This window comes from Tissierellales bacterium (genome assembly GCA_025210965.1).
Taxonomy (GTDB): Bacteria; Bacillota; Clostridia; order Tissierellales; family JAOAQY01; genus JAOAQY01.
Genome location: JAOAQY010000226.1, coordinates 22,571 through 40,943 on the forward strand (window position 1 = coordinate 22,571; position 18,373 = coordinate 40,943).

Sequence of the window (18,373 nt, forward strand, 5' to 3'; positions counted from 1 at the left end):
GAAAGTATGAACTACAATATAGGAATGGATATAGGTTCTACAACTGTAAAAATAGTTGTGCTTGATGATTATGGTAAAGTTGTTTTTCAAAAATATGAAAGGCATTATTCAGACATACAAAAAGCGGTTGCGGATTTGTTTTCAGATGTTAGAGAGCTACTAGAAGACTCTAATATGAAAATAATGATAACGGGATCGGCTGGAATTGGTGTAGCAGAGAGGTTGAATGCAGAGTTTGTTCAGGAAGTAGTTGCAAGTACTAGAGCAGTAGAAATCTTGATACCAGAAACAGATGTTGCTATAGAGCTAGGAGGAGAAGATGCTAAGATTACTTATTTCGAGACTAGTTTAGAGCAGAGAATGAATGGAACCTGTGCGGGTGGTACAGGGGCATTTATAGATCAAATGGCTAGTTTACTTAAAACTGATGCCATGGGACTTAATGAACTTGCTAAAAAAAGTACAACGATATATTCGATAGCTTCAAGATGTGGAGTTTTTGCAAAGACAGATATACAGCCATTATTAAATGATGGAGCGAAGAAAGAGGATTTAGCAGCATCTATATTCCAAGCTGTAGTAAATCAGACGATTAGTGGTCTTGCTTGTGGAAAACCAATAAGAGGCAGAGTGGCATTTTTAGGAGGACCACTTCATTTTCTAAGTGAATTAAGATATAGATTTATAGATACATTGGAATTAAGTGATGATGAAATTATTTTCCCAGAGCATGCACAGTATTTTGTGGCATTAGGGGCTGCGAATATAGCTAGAGAAGAGGGCTCAAATTTAGAGTCTAAATTATTTTATGACAAACTGCCAAATTTATTTAAGAAGACGAATAGAGAGGCAAAAAACCTTGAAGCATTATTCAAGAATGATGAGGAATATAATGAATTTTCTCATAGACATAGAAAAGCTAAAATAAAAAGGGGTAGTTTGGAAAACTATGAAGGTAAGGCGTTTTTGGGAATTGATGCTGGAAGTACTACTACCAAATTAGCTCTCATAAATGAAGATAATGAGCTACTGTATGATTACTATGGAAGTAATGAAGGAAATCCACTGAAAACCATAGTATCAGCACTTAAGGATTTATATAGAAAAATAGATTCTAAAACACAAATAGTTGCTTCAGCTGTAACTGGATATGGAGAACATCTCATAAAAGCAGCGCTCAAAGTAGATTTTGGAGAAGTAGAGACAGTATCTCACTACAAAGCTGCTAAGTATTTTGAGCCAAATGTTGATTTTATTATTGACATAGGTGGGCAAGACATGAAGAGTTTGAAAATAAGAAGTGGAATAATAGATTCTATAATGTTAAATGAAGCTTGTTCTTCGGGCTGTGGATCTTTTATAGAGACATTTGCAAAATCACTCAAAATAGATATAGAAAAGTTTGCATCAATGGGTGTAAAAGCTAAATCACCGGTAGATTTAGGATCACGATGCACTGTATTTATGAATTCTAGAGTGAAGCAGGCGCAAAAAGAAGGAGCTAATGTAAATGATATATCGGCGGGGATAGCTATGTCGGTTATTAAGAATGCGCTCTATAAAGTAATAAGGATAAGAGACCCAAAAGAACTTGGCAAGCATATAGTAGTACAAGGCGGGACATTTTACAATGATGCTGTACTTAGAAGTTTTGAGAAAATTACTCGTAGAGAAGTTGTAAGACCGGATATTGCTGGGCTTATGGGTGCTTTTGGAGCTGCAATTATTGCAAAAGAGAGGGCTAAATTATCAAAATCTAGTTTGCTTGATTCGAGACAGTTAGAAAGTTTCACGGTTAACACAGAGATGAAACGCTGTGGACTTTGTGGAAACAATTGTCTGTTGACTATAAATAATTTCTCTGATGGGAGTAATTATATAACAGGAAATCGCTGTGAGAGAGGACTTGGAATAGAAAAGATAAAAAGTAAAGAAATTCCAAATTTATACAAATACAAGAATGATAGATTGTTTAACTACTATAAACCACTATCTAAGGATGCTGCTCGAAGAGGCGAAATTGGGATGCCTAGGGTACTAAATATGTATGAGGATTATCCTTTCTGGTTTTCTTTCTTTACAGAACTTGGATTTAGAGTGATTTTATCGTCTAGATCTAGTAAGAAAATTTATGAGAATGGCATGGAATCCATACCATCAGAATCAGTATGCTATCCAGCAAAACTAGCACATGGGCATTTGGAAAATCTTATAGAAAGAGGAATTAATACTATATGGTATCCTTGTATACCATACAATCATATAGAGGATAGTAATGCAGGTAACCACTACAATTGTCCTATAGTATCGTCATATCCAGAGACACTAAAAGCAAATATGGAAAACCTAGATGAAAGCATTAAATTTTATAAAGATTTTTTACCGATATTTGATAAAAAAATACTTAAAAAAAGATTGATGGACGTATTATCAGAGTATAATATTGGCTCAAAAGAAATGGATGCTGCATTGGAAAGTGCATATGACGAATACGATAGGTATAAACAAGATATAAAGCATGAAGGGGAAAAAGCGTTAGAGTTTATAAAAAATAATAAAATGAAGGGAATAGTTCTAGCTGGTAGACCATACCACGTTGACCCGGAGATAAATCATGGTATTTCAGAACTAATAACTTCTTTTGATGTAGCAGTTCTCTCTGAAGATTCAATAGCACACTTAGGAAGTATAGAAAGGCCGATTAGAGTGGTTGATCAATGGACGTATCATACTAGATTGTATTCGGCAGCTGAGTATGTTTCAAGGCAAAAAGAAATAGAACTTATTCAGCTAAATTCTTTTGGATGTGGATTAGATGCAGTTACAATAGATCAAGTACAAGATTTATTGGAGAAGTATGATAAGATTTATACAGTAGTAAAGATAGATGAAATTAGTAATTTAGGAGCGGTCAAGATAAGACTTAGGTCACTTCTTGCAGCCATGAATGAAAGAGATGAAAAAGGTTTTGAACCCAAAAAAATATATGAAAACACTGAAAGAAAATTATTTACAGCTGATATGAAACAAAGACACACTATATTGGTACCTCAAATGTCTCCGATACATTTTCAATTTTTAAAACCAGGCTTTGATATTGGAGGATATAAAGTAGAAATACTTCCAGCGGTTGATAAAGAGGCTATAGAAACTGGCTTAAAGTATGTAAACAACGATGCTTGTTATCCATCGATAATAGTTGCAGGTCAAATGATGCAGGCTCTTCAATCGGGTAAGTATGATTTGGAAAATACGTCACTAGTTATAAGTCAGACTGGTGGTGGATGCCGTGCTACAAATTATATAGCATTTATAAGGAAAGCATTGAAAGATGCAGGGTTAGAACATATACCAGTAATATCTATAAATGCAATTGGACTAGAACCAAATCCAGGATTTAATCTTACGTACAAAATGATTAGAAATATGCTTATGGGAACATTATATGGTGATTTGCTTATGAGATTATTGTATAAAGTCAGACCTTATGAGAAGGTAAAAGACAGCACAAATGAGCTTTATCAGTACTGGGTAGATAAGTGCCTAGATCATTTAGAGCGTGGAGGTAAATGGAGTGAGTATGTTAAAAATGTTTATGATATGGTCGCAGACTTTGACAAATTAGAAGTAACTGAGTTTGAAAGTAAACCTAAAGTTGGAGTAGTTGGAGAGATTTTGGTTAAATATCATCCAACAGCTAATAATGACATAGTAGATGTTTTAGAATCAGAAGGAGCAGAAGTAGTGGTACCGGATTTAATAGATTTTGTATTATACACAGCCTATAGCAGTCATGTTAACTATGAACTTTTAGGGGGAAGCTTTAAGGGAATGATGACGGCAGAGCTGTTAATTAGATTTATTGAAAGGTATAGAAAGCCTCTTAGAAGTGCTCTTAAAAACAGTAAGAGATTTGAAATGCCACATTATATAAAATATATGGCTCAAAAAGCCACTAAATATTTGTCAACAGGTAACAAAATGGGAGAGGGATGGTTTTTAACAGCGGAAATGATAGAGCTGATTGAGTCGGGGGTAGAAAATATAGCTTGTATTCAGCCGTTTGCGTGTTTACCAAATCATGTGACAGGAAAAGGTATGATAAAGTGTTTAAAGAAAGCATATCCAAATTCTAATATTGCTCCTATTGACTATGATCCGGGAGCAAGTGAGGTTAATCAGCTAAATAGACTGAAATTGATGATGTCAACAGCTCATAAAATGAATAAAAGAAATCAAATTGCAATGGGGGCGCAAAATGAAGAAGTTTTGGGAAAAAATGTGGCAGAGGATGGAAAGCAAAGAGCTAGATTCAATTATTAGATTAGACATCGAGTGCATTTTTATTGATTATTTCAAAAAGTACAACATAAAAAGAGTATGTGATGCAGGGTGTGGATTTGGACAATATAGTATTATTTTAGCATTGAATGGTTTTGAAATATCTGGATTTGATATATCAAATAGTGCAATAGAATTGACAGAAAATATTTTGGGGAAAATGGGTTTAACACATAAAGAATATGTCGAAGAGGATATATGTAATTTGAGTTTTGAAGAAAATATGTTTGAGGGAATGATTGTAAGATCGGTTTTGAATTATCTAAAAGTAGCAGAGGCAAAAAGAGCATTGGATGAAATATCTAGAACTGTTGAAATGGGCGGACTTATCTATATCAGTTTTGATGGAATAAATAATCAGAATTTGTCGATAGAACATGATGTTTTAGATGATGGCAGTTTGAAATACAATGAGGGAAATAGATCTGGTATGATATGGAGATTTTATACCAATGAGGAAATACGTATTTTGCTGAGTGATTATAATATAATTCATTTTACAATTTCTAAAAATGGAGTCCGAGAAGTGGTGATAGTAAATCAAAAGAAAAATTAATATAAACTATTCATTTTAGATTTTAATATTGAGTATTTACGATTAATAAATTAGTACTAATTAAACAAAAGCGAATAATTTGTAGAATTTAGGATAAATATACAGTAGTGACTTATATATTTGGGAGGAGTAAATTATGAGAACTTTTGGCATCAAAATAGAAAATCAGATTTATGAAGTCGAAAAAGAATTAAGTTTAGTATTGTTTAATAGAAGAGGTTGTATTGCGGTTCTTAGAAATAGTGAAGATGGAGACTGTATATTACCTAGTTATCCGATAGATTCATCAGATTTAGATAGTCAGGTTGGAAAATGTCAAGAGCAGTTTATTAGGGACTATAAGATTAAGATAAGTGATTTAGAATATATAGAAAAGGCTGTTACGTTTTTTAATGAGCCAGAAAGTTTAAAACTCAAAAGTTATTTCTACATGAGTGAGGTATCAGATGAGGATATTAAAGAAAGTGATCTGATGTGGTTGTCACCGTCAGAAGCTATGATACAATTGAATTACGAGGCGCATATTTGGAGTATTAGACAGGCAATAGAAAATTCGATAGATTTATGATTTTTGTTTGTAACAGAAGTAGGGAGGCAATGTATGAGACTTAGACATGTGGGTTCATCTCATGATATGATGAGGGAACATCCTTTAGTTATAAAGGAATTAGCAGAGTATGAAAAAGATATTACAAGAATATTTGGAAATGATAAGCCAGTACATGTAGAATTTGGTTCAGGTTACGGTGGATATTTTTCTTCAATGGCTAAGAAGCATAAAGAAAATAATTATTTGGCATTTGAGTGGAATTCTAAAGTTATAGTTAGAGGTATGAAATTATTAGATGACGAGATTGAAGAGCTAGATAATTTTAGATTTGTGCATTCAGATGCAGGAAAGGCAATAGATTTATTTGAGCAGCATAGTTTAGACAGAATTTATTTGAATTTTTCTGATCCATGGCCAAAGAAAAAACATGCAAAGCGAAGGCTTACTTATCATACTTTTTTGCGAAAATATGAGAAACTTTTAAAAGAAGGAGGAGAACTTCATTTTAAAACGGATAATGATGATTTGTTTCAATTTTCACTAGAAGAGTTGCAATATAATGGCTGGAATATGAAACTTGTTACTCGCGATTTACATTCTAGTGAGTTTAGCAAAGATAATATCATGACTGAATATGAAAAGAAGTTTTCTGAAAGAGGGAAAAATATAAACAAACTAATTGCGACAAAATAGAAAATTGGAAAATTTATGAATATGTAATTTAAAAGTAGAGCTTAAATGCTCTGCTTTTTTTGTTTTAAAAACAATAGTTTGGGGTAAAATAGGCTTGAAAAGAAAAGATGATAAGTATATAATGATATCAAAAATAAAACCATTACAAAAAAGAAGAGGTGGATTCTATGAAAATAGCAGTTATAGGTTGTACTCATGCAGGAACGGCAGCTATATTAAATGCGGCAGAGCTTTATCCAGATGCAAAAATTACAGTGTATGAAAGAAATGATAATATATCATTTTTGTCGTGTGGAATAGCACTTTACGTAGGAGGCGTTATAAAAGATTCAAAGGGTTTGTTTTACAGTTCACCAGAAGAACTTGCAAAATTAGGTGTTGAAACAAAGATGAAACACGATGTAGTGGAAGCGAATTTAGATGAAAAATATCTTGAAGTTAAAAATTTAGATAATGGAAAAGTAAGCAAGGAGGTTTTTGATAAATTGATAATAACTACTGGGTCTTGGCCAGTAGTTCCTCCAATTGAAAATATTAATCTAGAAAATATCCAATTGTGCAAAAATTATAATCATGCGAAGGCGATTATAGAGAAATCAAAGGGGATAGATAATGTAGTAGTTGTTGGAGGGGGATATATTGGTGTTGAATTAGCAGAGGCGTTTGAACAAAATGGGAAAAACGTTACGTTGATAGATGCTCAAGAAAGAATATTAAGTAGGTATCTAGATGAAATGTATACTGATATGGCTGAAGGAACATTTAGAGAACATGGTGTGAAACTTGCACTTGGAGAACTTGTGCAGAGGTTTGAAGGCAAAGAGGGAAAAGTTACACATGTAGTTACAAATAAAGAAACTCATGAAGCTGAATTGGTAGTACTTTGCATAGGTTTTAGACCAAATACTGATTTATTCAAGGGTCAATTAAATCAATTGCCAAATGGTGCAATAATAATAGATGAGTACATGAAAACCAGTCATCCAGACGTAGTTGCAGCCGGAGATGCTTGTTCTGTAATATACAATCCTACTGGGGAAAATAGATATATACCTCTTGCGACTAATGCTATAAGGATGGGTACACTAGCAGCATATAATTTGGTTGATAATAAGGTGAGGTATTTAGGCACACAAGGAACTTCGGGAATAAAGATATACAATTTGAATATTTCATCGACAGGACTTACTGAAGATGCGGCTAAAGAAGCTAATGTAGCATATGAAACAGTTGTAGTGGAAGATCACTACAGACCAGAATTTATGCCTACACATGAAATGGCTAGACTTAAAATGGTTTATGAAAAAGGTTCAGGTAAAATAAAGGGAGCGCAGATTGTATCACATGCGGATTTGACTCAAATGATGAATACTGTTTCAGTTTGTATCCAGAATGAAATGACAATGCAAGAACTTGCTTTTGTAGATTTCTTCTTCCAGCCACATTATAGTAAGCCATGGAATTTATTAAATGTAGCAGGTCTTAAGACATTACAAGGATAATTTTTATTTTAGGGTACAAGGATATCTAATCCTTGTATCTTTTTTGAAACCGAACAGAACGCTTGTTCGATTACTGTTTTTATAGTATAATTGAATTAAGTGATTTTGGGGAGATGTGATTATGGGAAGATACAGAAGGATATTGCATGTTGATTTAGATGCTTTTTTTGCATCTGTTGAACAGAATGAAAATCCACTATTGAAGGGGAAACCTGTTATAATTGGTGGTCAGTCTGACAGAGGCGTCGTAGCTACATGTAGCTATGAAGCTAGATTATTCGGTGTACATTCAGCGATGCCAATGTATAAGGCTAAAGAATTGTGCAAAGATGCAATATGCTTGAACGGAAATCACAAATTATATAGCGATTATTCGAGAAGGGTATTTAAAATATTAAGCAGATATGCAAAATCAATGGAAAAAGTGTCTATAGATGAAGCTTACCTAGAATTAGATGAAAATGCTGAGTCATCAATACTAATTGCTAAAAAGATAAAAGAAGATGTGTTTGAGAATACCGGTTTGACACTCTCGATAGGGATTTCATACAATAAATTTTTAGCTAAATTGGCATCAGAATGGAATAAACCAAATGGAACATTTATGATAACACCTGATATGATTCCTGAATTACTATTTCCAATGAAAATATCTAAAATACATGGCTTAGGAAAAAAGACTGCTGAGAAATTATATAAAATGAACATTGGGGTAGTTGAAGACTTGTATAAGTTGTCTAAAAGGGAAATAATATTTATATTAGGAGAAAATTATGGTTTGGAAATTTATAATAAAATTAGAGGAATTGATTGTAGGAAAATAAAAACAAAGTATGAGAGAAAGTCAATTGGTGTAGAGCGTACACTCAGAGAAAATTTATCGGATAGAAATAAAATATGGTCAAAACTAGAAGAATGTACAATAGAAGTGGAAGAAATTTTAAAAAAGAAAAATTTATCTGCAAAAACAATTACTATAAAATATAAGTATGAAGATTTTGAAAATCAAACGAGAAGTAGAACACTTCCTTGCGGGTTAGCTGAGGAAAAGGAAATTTTGAATGCGGTCAAAAGAATATTTGAGCAAATAAATTTTGAGAAAAGAGTGCGTTTATTGGGTGTTTCGGTATCAAATTTAGAAGATTTAGGTATTAGGCAATTATCTTTTGTAGATTTCGAATAGTTATTGTTATATAATCAAATAAAGTTAAGCAAGAGAAAGGATTGTTTTTTAGATGGAAAAGATAAATAAAAAAGCGTTGCTTACAGGGATATTGCTAATTATTTGCTATCATTTCATAGTTAATTTTGGACAGATTCAGATGGGCTTTAGCTACGTATTACAAGTTGTATCACCTATAGTAATAGGATTGATACTGGCATATCTTATAGAGCCTATTATAAAATCGATGATATCAAAGACAAAGTGGAAGAGAAAAAAAGTAGTTGCTTTAGTTTTTTTGATAATAGTACTAATTGTAGTGATGTCAATAATTACATTGTTACCAGCACTAGCAACTAGCATAAGTAATTTGATATCAGATGCTCCAGCTTTCAAGAATCAAGTTATTGAAGTTATTACAAAATTAAGTAAAAACTATAGTATTTTAAATGAGTTTGACATACAGTCAAAAATAATGGAATTTTTAACTGATAGTAATGGGAAAAGTTTAGAGCTATTAAATGCAGTACTGAAAGGTATAGTTGAAAATTCAGCAGGGATTTCTAAGGGAAGTATGAACTTTTTTATGGGACTTATAATAGCATATTACTTTTTAGTGCAAAAGGATGATTTTTTGAAAAATAGTGGTAAAATACTTTCAAAAATTATGAAAAAGGAACAATATAAAAAAGTGACCTCGCTTCTTAGCAAATCAAATAGAGTTTTTCTAAGTTATTTAGGTGGTAAAGTTTTAGATTCAAGTATAATAGCATTTATAGCATTTATAGGAATGTGGATTATGAAAGTACCATATGCTATTCTATTTGCGATTCTTCTTGGAATAACAAATATGATACCTTATTTTGGACCTGTTATTGGTGCTATTCCGGTTGTAATTGTAACGCTATTTTATAGTCCGATGAAAGCTTTCATGGTTGCTATATATATATTGATATTACAGCAGGTTGATGGTTTAATAATAGGACCAAAGATATTAGGAGATAAAGTAGGGGTAGGACCATTTTGGATTATAGTTTCTGTTTTAGTTGGAGGAAATATTATGGGTGTATGGGGAATGCTAATTGCGGTTCCTATTGCAGCGGTGATAATAGATTTAGTATCGGATTATGCAGAATTAGAAGAAAAAATAGAAAAGAAGAATCTAGCTGAGTAATTCACTAAATTCTTCTTTTGAAGTATAGGAAAGAGTTCCTATTTTTATAACTGATTTTATATTTCTAAGATATATTCTTGCACCAGTTGAATCATTGTATACATTTTGAATTGACCTCTTTGAATCATCATCGAGTGTAAAAAATAAATCTATCTTTTCGAGAACTAAGTCACGGCTATGCTCAAAGTTAAATAATAGCAACTTTTTGCTTAAATCAGAACCTAGATCATAGTCGATTGAAATATAATAAATAATGTCGTCCATAACAACCCACCTCAAACAAACATTGTAAATACGATAAGATTACGAAAATTATATAATATAATTATACCCTAAAATTTTATTAAATGTAATTGTAAATAATTTTAAATTGATATTTGATGAAAAATCATGTTTAAATTTGATCAAAATGATAAAAAATAAAAAAATCTTAAAATAAGTTGAAATTTGACACCAAAACCTATATAATTTAATTGTGAGATAATTGCTAATTGCAAATACTATCTTACACATGATATTTCCCGTCATGATAAACCAGATCTAGCCCATCTGGTTTATTCTCTTTTTAGGCTGAATATAATAAGAATTTACTGTGGGTGGGTTTGTGATTGAAGACATCTGCAGTTTTTTTATGTAAATTTATAAATGAAAACTAAAAAAACGATAAAAATGTGCTCTGAGTCACAAGAATGTGGTAAAATATAAAAGGTTCAAAGTTAGAAATAGAGAGGACGAGATGAAATCATGAAAAAAAATTGTTTGATAGCTCAATCGGGAGGCCCGACAAGTGTAATTAACGCATCGGTATATGGATTGGTTAGAGAAGCTCAGAAAGCAGACTCTATAGATAGAGTTATGGGTGCGAAAAATGGTATAAAAGGGGTATTGGACGATCATATATTTGACTTTGCAAACGAAGAGGATTGTGAAATAGAGAAATTAAGAACTTCTCCTGCATCGGCATTGGGCTCATGTCGATATAAATTGAATCACTATGAGGAAACTGATTGTGATTATAATAAAATATTTGAAGTTTTTGAAGCACTAGATATAGGATATTTCTTTTATGTTGGTGGAAATGATTCAATGGACACAGTTGATCAATTGAGTAAGTATGCAAAAGAAATTAATTCGAATATTAGAATTTTAGGTATTCCTAAAACTATAGACAATGATTTACCAGAAACTGATCATTGCCCAGGATTTGGTAGTGCAGCGAAGTATATAGCAACAAGCACTATAGAAGCTTTTTATGATGGCGAGATTTATGATAAAAATATTGTTACAATAATTGAAACTATGGGAAGAAATGCAGGATGGCTTGCTGCATCAGCAGCATTAGCTAGTGAAGATTATGATAATTGTCCTGATTTAATATATTTACCAGAAGCCGTTTTCGATTTTGATAAATTTAAAAGCGATGTTAAAGCTAAGCTAGAAAAAAGAGGTAAGGTGGTAATAGTTGCATCAGAGGGAATTAAAAATTCTGATGGCGACTATATTTCTGCAGTAGGAAATGGTATTGGAGGACATGATCAATTTGGTCACGTTCAATTAGGAGGAGTAGGAGAAATACTTAAAGAATTTGTCCAAACTAATATAGAGAAGCGAGTAAAAGTTATAAAATTTGATGTTCTTCAAAGAGCGGCAGCTCATTGTACGTCAAAAACGGATATAGAAGAAGCAGAAAACGCAGGGCGAGCTGGTGTTAAATTTGCGCTAGAGGGTTATAGCGGAAAAATGGTTGCTTATAAATGCAGCAGAGAACCAGAGTATAAGTGCGAGATGAATTTAGTAGATGTGAGCAAGGTTGCAAACAAAGAGAAGATGATACCAACTCATTGGATTAATGAAGAGGGAAATTTTGTAACTGATGAATGCATAGAGTACATGAGACCACTTATTTGTGGCGAAAATGACATACCACATAAAAATGGATTACCTCAATATGCTAAATTGAAGATGGACAAATTAGATATGTAAGTTTTTTGTAATGAATACAAAAATAAATTCTATCAATTGATTTTTGTATCCAAAACCGTTATAATAAAGTGGAATTGAATAGAGTATTTATTTGAATCCAAAGGAGGAAAAATCATGCAAAGAATAAAAATGTCAGAGCGTGTCAATTATATAGGAGTTAATGACAGACGATTGGCTTTATTTGAAAATATGTGGCCACTACCTAAAGGGGTTTCATATAATTCATATATGATAGATGACGATAAAGTTGTATTGATAGATACGGTTGAACGTAGCAAGATTGAAGAATTTATAGAAAATATAAAGAGCGTTATTGGTGATAGAGTTGTAGATTACCTAATAGTAAACCATATGGAACCAGATCATTCAGGTGGTATAGCTGCATTGGTTAGAGAATACCCTGACATGAAAATTGTAGGAAATGCTAAAACGTTTGAAATGTTAAAGCAATTTTATTTTTTAGAGTCTAACCTACATGAAGTGAAGGATGGAGAGTTATTAGATTTAGGTTATCACAAATTAAGATTTTATACAGCACCTATGGTTCACTGGCCAGAGACAATGCTGACTTATGATGAAACTGAAAAAATACTGTTTTCATCAGATGCATTCGGTAGCTTTGGAGCTATTAATGGAGCATTGTTCGATGATGAGATAGATTTGAGTTATTATGAGAATGAAATGAGAAGATATTATTCTAATATAGTTGGAAAATATGGAGCGATGGTTCAAAAAGCACTAAAAAAATTAAGTGATGTGGAAATAAAAATGGTAGCACCAGCTCACGGGCCAGTTTGGAGATCTAATTTAGGATACTTATTAGAAAAATATAATAAGTGGAGTCGATACGATACAGAAGAAGGTGTCGTAATAGTATATGGAACTATGTATGGCAATACAGAAAAAATGGCAGATATAATAGCTAGAGAATTGGTAGAACAAGGCATCAAAAACGTCAAGGTTTATGATGCGTCAAAAACACATATGTCATATATTATAAGTGATTTATTTAAGTATAAAGGTTTTATAGTTGGTAGCTGTGCGTATAATACTGCAATGTTTCCTACTGTAGAACACTTATTGAAAGAAATAGAATTGTTTGGAGTGAAGAAACATTTATTAGGGATATTTGGCTCTTATGCTTGGAGTGGTGGAGGAGTTAAAAATCTACAGAAATTTGCAGAAAATATAAAATGGGAAATGGTTCATGAGCCTAATGAATTTAAAGGTGCTTTGAAAGAAGAAGACGGAAATGAAGCAAAAGAAATAGCTAGAGCTATGGCCGATAAATTGAAGTCGTTAAGAGCTTAGAATGAGAAAATCAAATTGTTTAGAAATCCTAAATAATTTGATTTTTTCGCATTTAGAAAGGACGATATAAAATGAATTTTAATGAAGAAAGTTTGAAAAGACATAAGCAATATGGTGGTAAGTTGAGTGTAGAGAGCAAAATGCCAATTGAAACTAGAGATGATTTAAGTGTAGTATACACGCCAGGAGTAGCTGCTCCGTGCAGAGTAATTGCAGATAATAAAGAAGAGGTATACAATTATACATTAAAGAAAAATACGGTAGCAGTAATAACTGATGGTTCGGCAGTACTAGGTCTTGGAAATATAGGAGCAGAAGCTTCGATTCCTGTAATGGAGGGAAAGGCTGCATTGTTTAAAAAGTTTGCTGATGTAGATGCGTTTCCTATTTGCTTGAATACGCAAGATGTTGATGAAATAGTTGAGACGGTTAAACGTATAGAACCTGTATTTGGAGGAATAAACTTAGAAGATATAAGTGCGCCTAGATGTGTAGAAGTTGAAGAACGTTTAAAAAAAGAGTTGAGTATTCCAGTATTTCACGATGATCAGCACGGAACAGCTATTGTTGTATTGGCAGCTTTGATTAATGCACTTAGAGTGGTAAATAAGAAAAAAGAAGATGTTAAAGTGGTTGTAAATGGAGCAGGGGCGGCAGGATCAGCTATTACTAATATGCTATACAAATATGGGTTTGAAAACATATTAGTTTGCGATTTACAGGGGATATTAAATGCATCAAATACTGACGGTTCAGAGCATCAAAAAAAATTAACGTCGTTTACAAATAGAGAAAATTTGGAAGGAAGTCTAGAGAAAGCACTTAATAATGCCGATATATTTGTAGGGGTGAGCGCACCGAATTTATTGACTAAGGAAATGATAGAAAATATGGCCAAAGATTCGATTGTGTTAGCAATGGCCAATCCAACACCAGAAATCATGCCAGAATTAGCAAAAAAAGGCGGTGCTAAGATTGTTGGAACTGGACGATCAGATTATGAAAATCAAGTAAATAATGTCCTTGCATTTCCAGGTATATTTAGAGGCGCACTAGATGCTAGAGCTTCTGAGATAAGCGATAAAATGAAATTGGTGGCAGCAAAAGCCATTGCTGATTTACAAGAAGATTGTTTAGATGAAAATCACATACTTCCAAATGCGCTTGATGAAAGAGTAGTAAAAGCAGTTTCGGAAGCGGTTTACAATCAAGCTATATTGGACAAAGAATAAAATTTATATTAGAAATATTATATAATTAGCAAATGGAGTTGATAAAACCAATGAAAGATAAAAAAATGAAACGGATGATGGGATTGTCTTATGGTATTCAAATTAGTTTGTTAATTTTCTTGATATATAGCGTTATTAGTGGGGTAATGTCTACTAAAAATCATGCAATCGTATCTGGTATAATGTGTTTTATAGCGCTACCGTTGCTTATTGGAAATATAATTTTAATTTATACGATGCATAATAGAGAAAAAAACTTATTAGAAAATGAGTTAGAAGAGAAGTTAAGCTATATAGAGGCTCAAGAGATCAGATTTAGGGATGTACTTAGTCGTATGCAAGAGCCTGTTATGATAATAAATCACCAAGAGATTGTTTTTTTGAATAAAGCATTTGAAGATATAATAATCAAAATTACAAATAGTTCAGAAGAGGCTGAATCGAGCATAGAATTTTTTAGAGGTCAAATTAGAGCATATATTGATAAATGGGCTAAAGAAGACAATAAGCTAAATAAATCACACTTTGAGATGAAGCTTAGTACTCAAAGAGGAGAGGTCATTGAAGTCAGTGCATATCTTTCAAAAATACTTTGGAAGCAAAATATTTGTGATTATATACTTATAAAAGAGACAACTCAAGAGCTAAAAGAACTTAGAAGAGCGGCCCAGTTTCAGACAAATCAAATAAAAAAACCTTTTGGATTGAAAAAGTATTTGGAGACAAAAGCAATTTATGTTCCATATTATGTTGTTAGCGGAGATTTTTATTATTTGAAAAAAATTGCAGAGAATCAAGTAGTCGGAATTCTTGGAGACGTTATGGGTAAAGGTATTTCAGCTGCACTATTTAATTCTGCTATGAAGATTTTGTTTGAAGAGAGTCTAGAAAGTAGTAAAGAACCAGCTGAGATATTGAATTATATAAATGGCGAAATAGGAAAGTACCTAGATGATAATTATGTCGCAGCACTTTGCTTCAAATTTAATTTTGAAAACAATATAGTATCGATTAGTAGCGCAGGAATAAACGAATTTGTTATAGCTAAAAATGACGGACAAATTTCAAAGAAAATTAATAGAGGCGCATTTTTAGGAATGTTTGATGATACCAATTTTGAAGTATTTATATCTGAAATAGAACCTAAAGATCAGTATTTCTTTTACACAGATGGACTTGAGAATGTTTTTGCAAATACAGAATTAATTACTCAAGTATTTAGGCAAAATGGTCTCGAAAATAGGATGAATTATTTACAAAGAACATTACCCATATCTAGAGACAAGAGAAAAGATGATTGTACTTGCTTGGGATTTGAAATAAAGTAAATTGAGGTGTTTTTATGAAAAAAATGAAGTGGATATTGCTGATATTAGCGATTTTAGGAATTCTTGGATTTTGGACAACAGTAATATTTTCAACAATTAAAGGATTGAGCGATCCAGAGCTAAAAGCTGAGAGTATCTTAGACGTTACAGGCGAAGACCCTTCTGAGAGTAAAGTTTATGAATCGTTTGTCAGTGATTACGAAGAAAATTTTAACTCATTAAAAAAAGAAAATTTGAAAGACACTTATGTAAAAGTAACGGCAGAAGGAAGTATAAAAGATGTTGTTCAAAATGCAGAAAGTGGTGATTTTAAATTGACACTTATAACACCTGAAAATGAAACTATATTTTTAAATGTTTCATCTGAGTACAAGAGTGAAATTTTAGAATATGTTATTGGACAAGATTTATTTTTCAAAGGATATTTGAAGATAGAGCAACCGTTAGTACAGTTAGGGGATAGAAGTTTTGTTGGAAAGCCTGAGCCTAATAATTTGTATGTAGTAAAGGATAAGGGCGATTCTATGAGTTTACAAGAATTGTCTATGGCTAGAAGAGCGCTTGTATTATTAGAAAATAGAAAAGGTGTATTTAGTGGAGTTATAATAAATCACTATGGATATGTTATTACGGCTTATGAGAATATAAGCAGGTATGAAGATAGAACGACTGGAAAACTTTATATTTATGATGGTCAGAATGAAACTATGACAGAAAGTTATCCACTAAGTTTAGTTACGTATGATAAGGATTTAAATCTAGCTCTTATGAAATTACCTCCAAGTCAGGGGTATCCATTTGTTGCCATGGGAGAATCTTTTGGTGTTGGAGATAGAGTTGCTAGTATAAGAAATAGAGAAAGACTAAGGGATGTAGTTTTTGATGTTGATGATGGAAGAATTGGCGACAAAGTGACTATAAATGGAGCAAAGTATTTTTATACTGAAGAAGAAATATATGGTTCTGGCAGTGGTAGTTTGATAATTGATTTTTCAGGTCATTTTATAGGAATGAATATGTTTAGATGGGTGGATGAATACAGAGAAAAAGAAATGAATTTTGCCATAGATACTATTGAGATAAGAGCGTTTATAGATAAATATGCTATAAAAAACCAGCTTTCAGTCAAAGAATATACAAAAGATTTATTTTCAAAAACCTATGATGTAGCTGAGCAAAAAGCAGAACAATTGAAGAAGAAAACAGGTTCAGAGGATAATTCTACTAAGCCGAAAAAGCCGCCTATAAATAGTACGCTCAATAATCCATATGAAGTTGAAAAGGCAGAAGAGGATTATCAAAGTGTATACGGAGAGCTTTATTCGAATGAAGAAAAAGAAGAATAAATAATAACAAAAACATCTTGACAAAACATAAGCTTTTGATATATTCTTTAGGAGTATACAAAATTTAAATGGTGCTTAAAAGAGTATCGTATTAAATGCTATGAAGAGAAGAGTACTAAAATTGAGGCATTTACAGAGAAGCAATTTATTGGTGAGAGATTGCAATCAATCGTTTTAGGAAGATCATCTCGGAGCAGAATCGCTGAAGTATTTTAGTAAGTGATTTCGTCGAAGCGCGTTAAGCTTTTTAAGTGACAGATTGTAGTTTATATCTGTAATTTAGGTGGTACCGCGAATATATCGTCCTAAGTCTTTTGACTTAGGACTTTTTTATTTCATATAGGAACTTTATAGAAAATGAGTAGAAGTAGTAAGAGAAAGGGTGAGTCATTTGGCAAAGTTTGAGCAATTGTCTCAAAAGACAGTTAAAGAAACAGAAAAAGCAATATCTTCAAAGTGGGAAGATATGAAGATTTTGGATAAAATGATGGAAACAAGAAAAGATAATGATGATTATGTATTTTATGATGGACCACCTACTGCAAATGGTCGTCCAGGTATTCACCATGTTATTTCAAGAACACTTAAGGATTCGGTTGTTCGCTATAAAACTATGCAAGGATACCATGTAAGACGTAAGGCTGGATGGGATACTCACGGTTTACCTGTTGAAATCGAAGTTGAAAAACAATTGGGTCTTAGCGACAAACAAGAAATTGAAAATTATGGAATCGGAGCATTTAACGAAAAGTGTAAAGAGTCAGTATTCACTTATGAAGGTATGTGGAGAGATATGACTAAGCGTATGGCTTATGAAGTAGATTTAGATAACCCATATATCACATTAAACAATGACTATATTGAAACAGAGTGGTGGATTCTAAATAAATTTTTTGAAGAAGGATACATTTATGAAGGTCACAAAATATTACCTTACTGCCCACGATGTGGTACAGGTCTTGCATCACACGAAGTTGCACAGGGATATAAGGAAATAAAGTCAAATACAGTTACAGCTAAATTCAAGAAAAAAGATACAGAAGAGTTTTTCTTAGTATGGACAACGACTCCATGGACACTTGCGGCAAATGTTGCATTAGCAGTTCATCCAGAAGAAGACTATGTAAAAGTTAAGGCTTCAGATGAGAATATTTATTATGTAGCAAAAACATTAGCTGATAAGGTTTTAGAAGGC

At 32.4% G+C, this 18,373-nt stretch carries 14 protein-coding genes and 1 other annotated feature; of the genes, 13 read left to right on the forward strand and 1 reads right to left on the reverse strand.

Annotated features, from left to right (window positions below):
* Positions 1 to 6 precede the first annotated feature (6 nt).
* From N4A40_16305 to N4A40_16335, 7 genes are all read left to right on the forward strand, one after another.
* A complete protein-coding gene (locus tag N4A40_16305; GenBank protein MCT4663416.1) occupies positions 7 to 4,323 on the forward strand; it encodes a 2-hydroxyacyl-CoA dehydratase in 4,317 nt (1,438 codons plus the stop codon).
* Complete coding sequence (locus N4A40_16310) at positions 4,259 to 4,897, forward strand: class I SAM-dependent methyltransferase (protein MCT4663417.1); 639 nt, start codon at positions 4,259 to 4,261, stop codon at positions 4,895 to 4,897. The genes N4A40_16305 and N4A40_16310 overlap by 65 nt, the downstream gene beginning before the upstream one ends.
* Positions 4,898 to 5,033: 136 nt before the next feature.
* Positions 5,034 to 5,465 (forward strand): hypothetical protein, encoded by a 432-nt coding sequence (locus tag N4A40_16315; protein MCT4663418.1) that lies wholly within the window; start codon positions 5,034 to 5,036, stop codon positions 5,463 to 5,465.
* Between the two features lie 33 nt (positions 5,466 to 5,498).
* Entirely contained in the window at positions 5,499 to 6,140 is a 642-nt protein-coding gene (gene trmB, locus N4A40_16320) for a tRNA (guanosine(46)-N7)-methyltransferase TrmB (protein MCT4663419.1), read from the forward strand.
* Positions 6,141 to 6,307: 167 nt separating this feature from the next.
* On the forward strand, positions 6,308 to 7,642 hold the full coding sequence (locus tag N4A40_16325) for an FAD-dependent oxidoreductase (GenBank protein MCT4663420.1): 1,335 nt from the start codon (positions 6,308 to 6,310) through the stop codon (positions 7,640 to 7,642).
* 121 nt (positions 7,643 to 7,763) lie between these two features.
* A complete protein-coding gene (locus tag N4A40_16330; protein ID MCT4663421.1) occupies positions 7,764 to 8,825 on the forward strand; it encodes a DNA polymerase IV in 1,062 nt (353 codons plus the stop codon).
* 52 nt (positions 8,826 to 8,877) lie between these two features.
* Entirely contained in the window at positions 8,878 to 9,978 is a 1,101-nt protein-coding gene (locus N4A40_16335; protein MCT4663422.1) for an AI-2E family transporter, read from the forward strand.
* Here the strand turns inward: N4A40_16335 and N4A40_16340 are convergent.
* Complete coding sequence (locus N4A40_16340) at positions 9,967 to 10,242, reverse strand: hypothetical protein (GenBank protein MCT4663423.1); 276 nt, start codon at positions 10,240 to 10,242, stop codon at positions 9,967 to 9,969. The genes N4A40_16335 and N4A40_16340 overlap by 12 nt on opposite strands.
* 480 nt (positions 10,243 to 10,722) lie before the next feature.
* Here N4A40_16340 and N4A40_16345 point away from each other — a divergent pair, with 480 nt between their 5' ends.
* The 6 genes from N4A40_16345 to N4A40_16370 form a co-directional block, all read left to right on the forward strand.
* Positions 10,723 to 11,961: a 6-phosphofructokinase gene (locus N4A40_16345; GenBank protein ID MCT4663424.1), complete on the forward strand. Its 1,239-nt coding sequence runs from the start codon at positions 10,723 to 10,725 to the stop codon at positions 11,959 to 11,961.
* A gap of 114 nt (positions 11,962 to 12,075) precedes the next feature.
* Entirely contained in the window at positions 12,076 to 13,272 is a 1,197-nt protein-coding gene (locus tag N4A40_16350) for an FprA family A-type flavoprotein (protein ID MCT4663425.1), read from the forward strand.
* A gap of 71 nt (positions 13,273 to 13,343) precedes the next feature.
* Entirely contained in the window at positions 13,344 to 14,504 is a 1,161-nt protein-coding gene (locus tag N4A40_16355) for an NADP-dependent malic enzyme (GenBank protein MCT4663426.1), read from the forward strand.
* A gap of 50 nt (positions 14,505 to 14,554) precedes the next feature.
* Positions 14,555 to 15,832 (forward strand): SpoIIE family protein phosphatase, encoded by a 1,278-nt coding sequence (locus N4A40_16360; GenBank protein ID MCT4663427.1) that lies wholly within the window; start codon positions 14,555 to 14,557, stop codon positions 15,830 to 15,832.
* 14 nt (positions 15,833 to 15,846) lie between these two features.
* Positions 15,847 to 17,178 (forward strand): serine protease, encoded by a 1,332-nt coding sequence (locus tag N4A40_16365; GenBank protein ID MCT4663428.1) that lies wholly within the window; start codon positions 15,847 to 15,849, stop codon positions 17,176 to 17,178.
* Between the two features lie 91 nt (positions 17,179 to 17,269).
* Positions 17,270 to 17,489: a binding site (T-box leader), on the forward strand.
* Positions 17,490 to 17,569: 80 nt separating this feature from the next.
* Positions 17,570 to 18,373: class I tRNA ligase family protein (locus N4A40_16370; protein ID MCT4663429.1), on the forward strand; the 804-nt coding region annotated here is incomplete at its 3' end.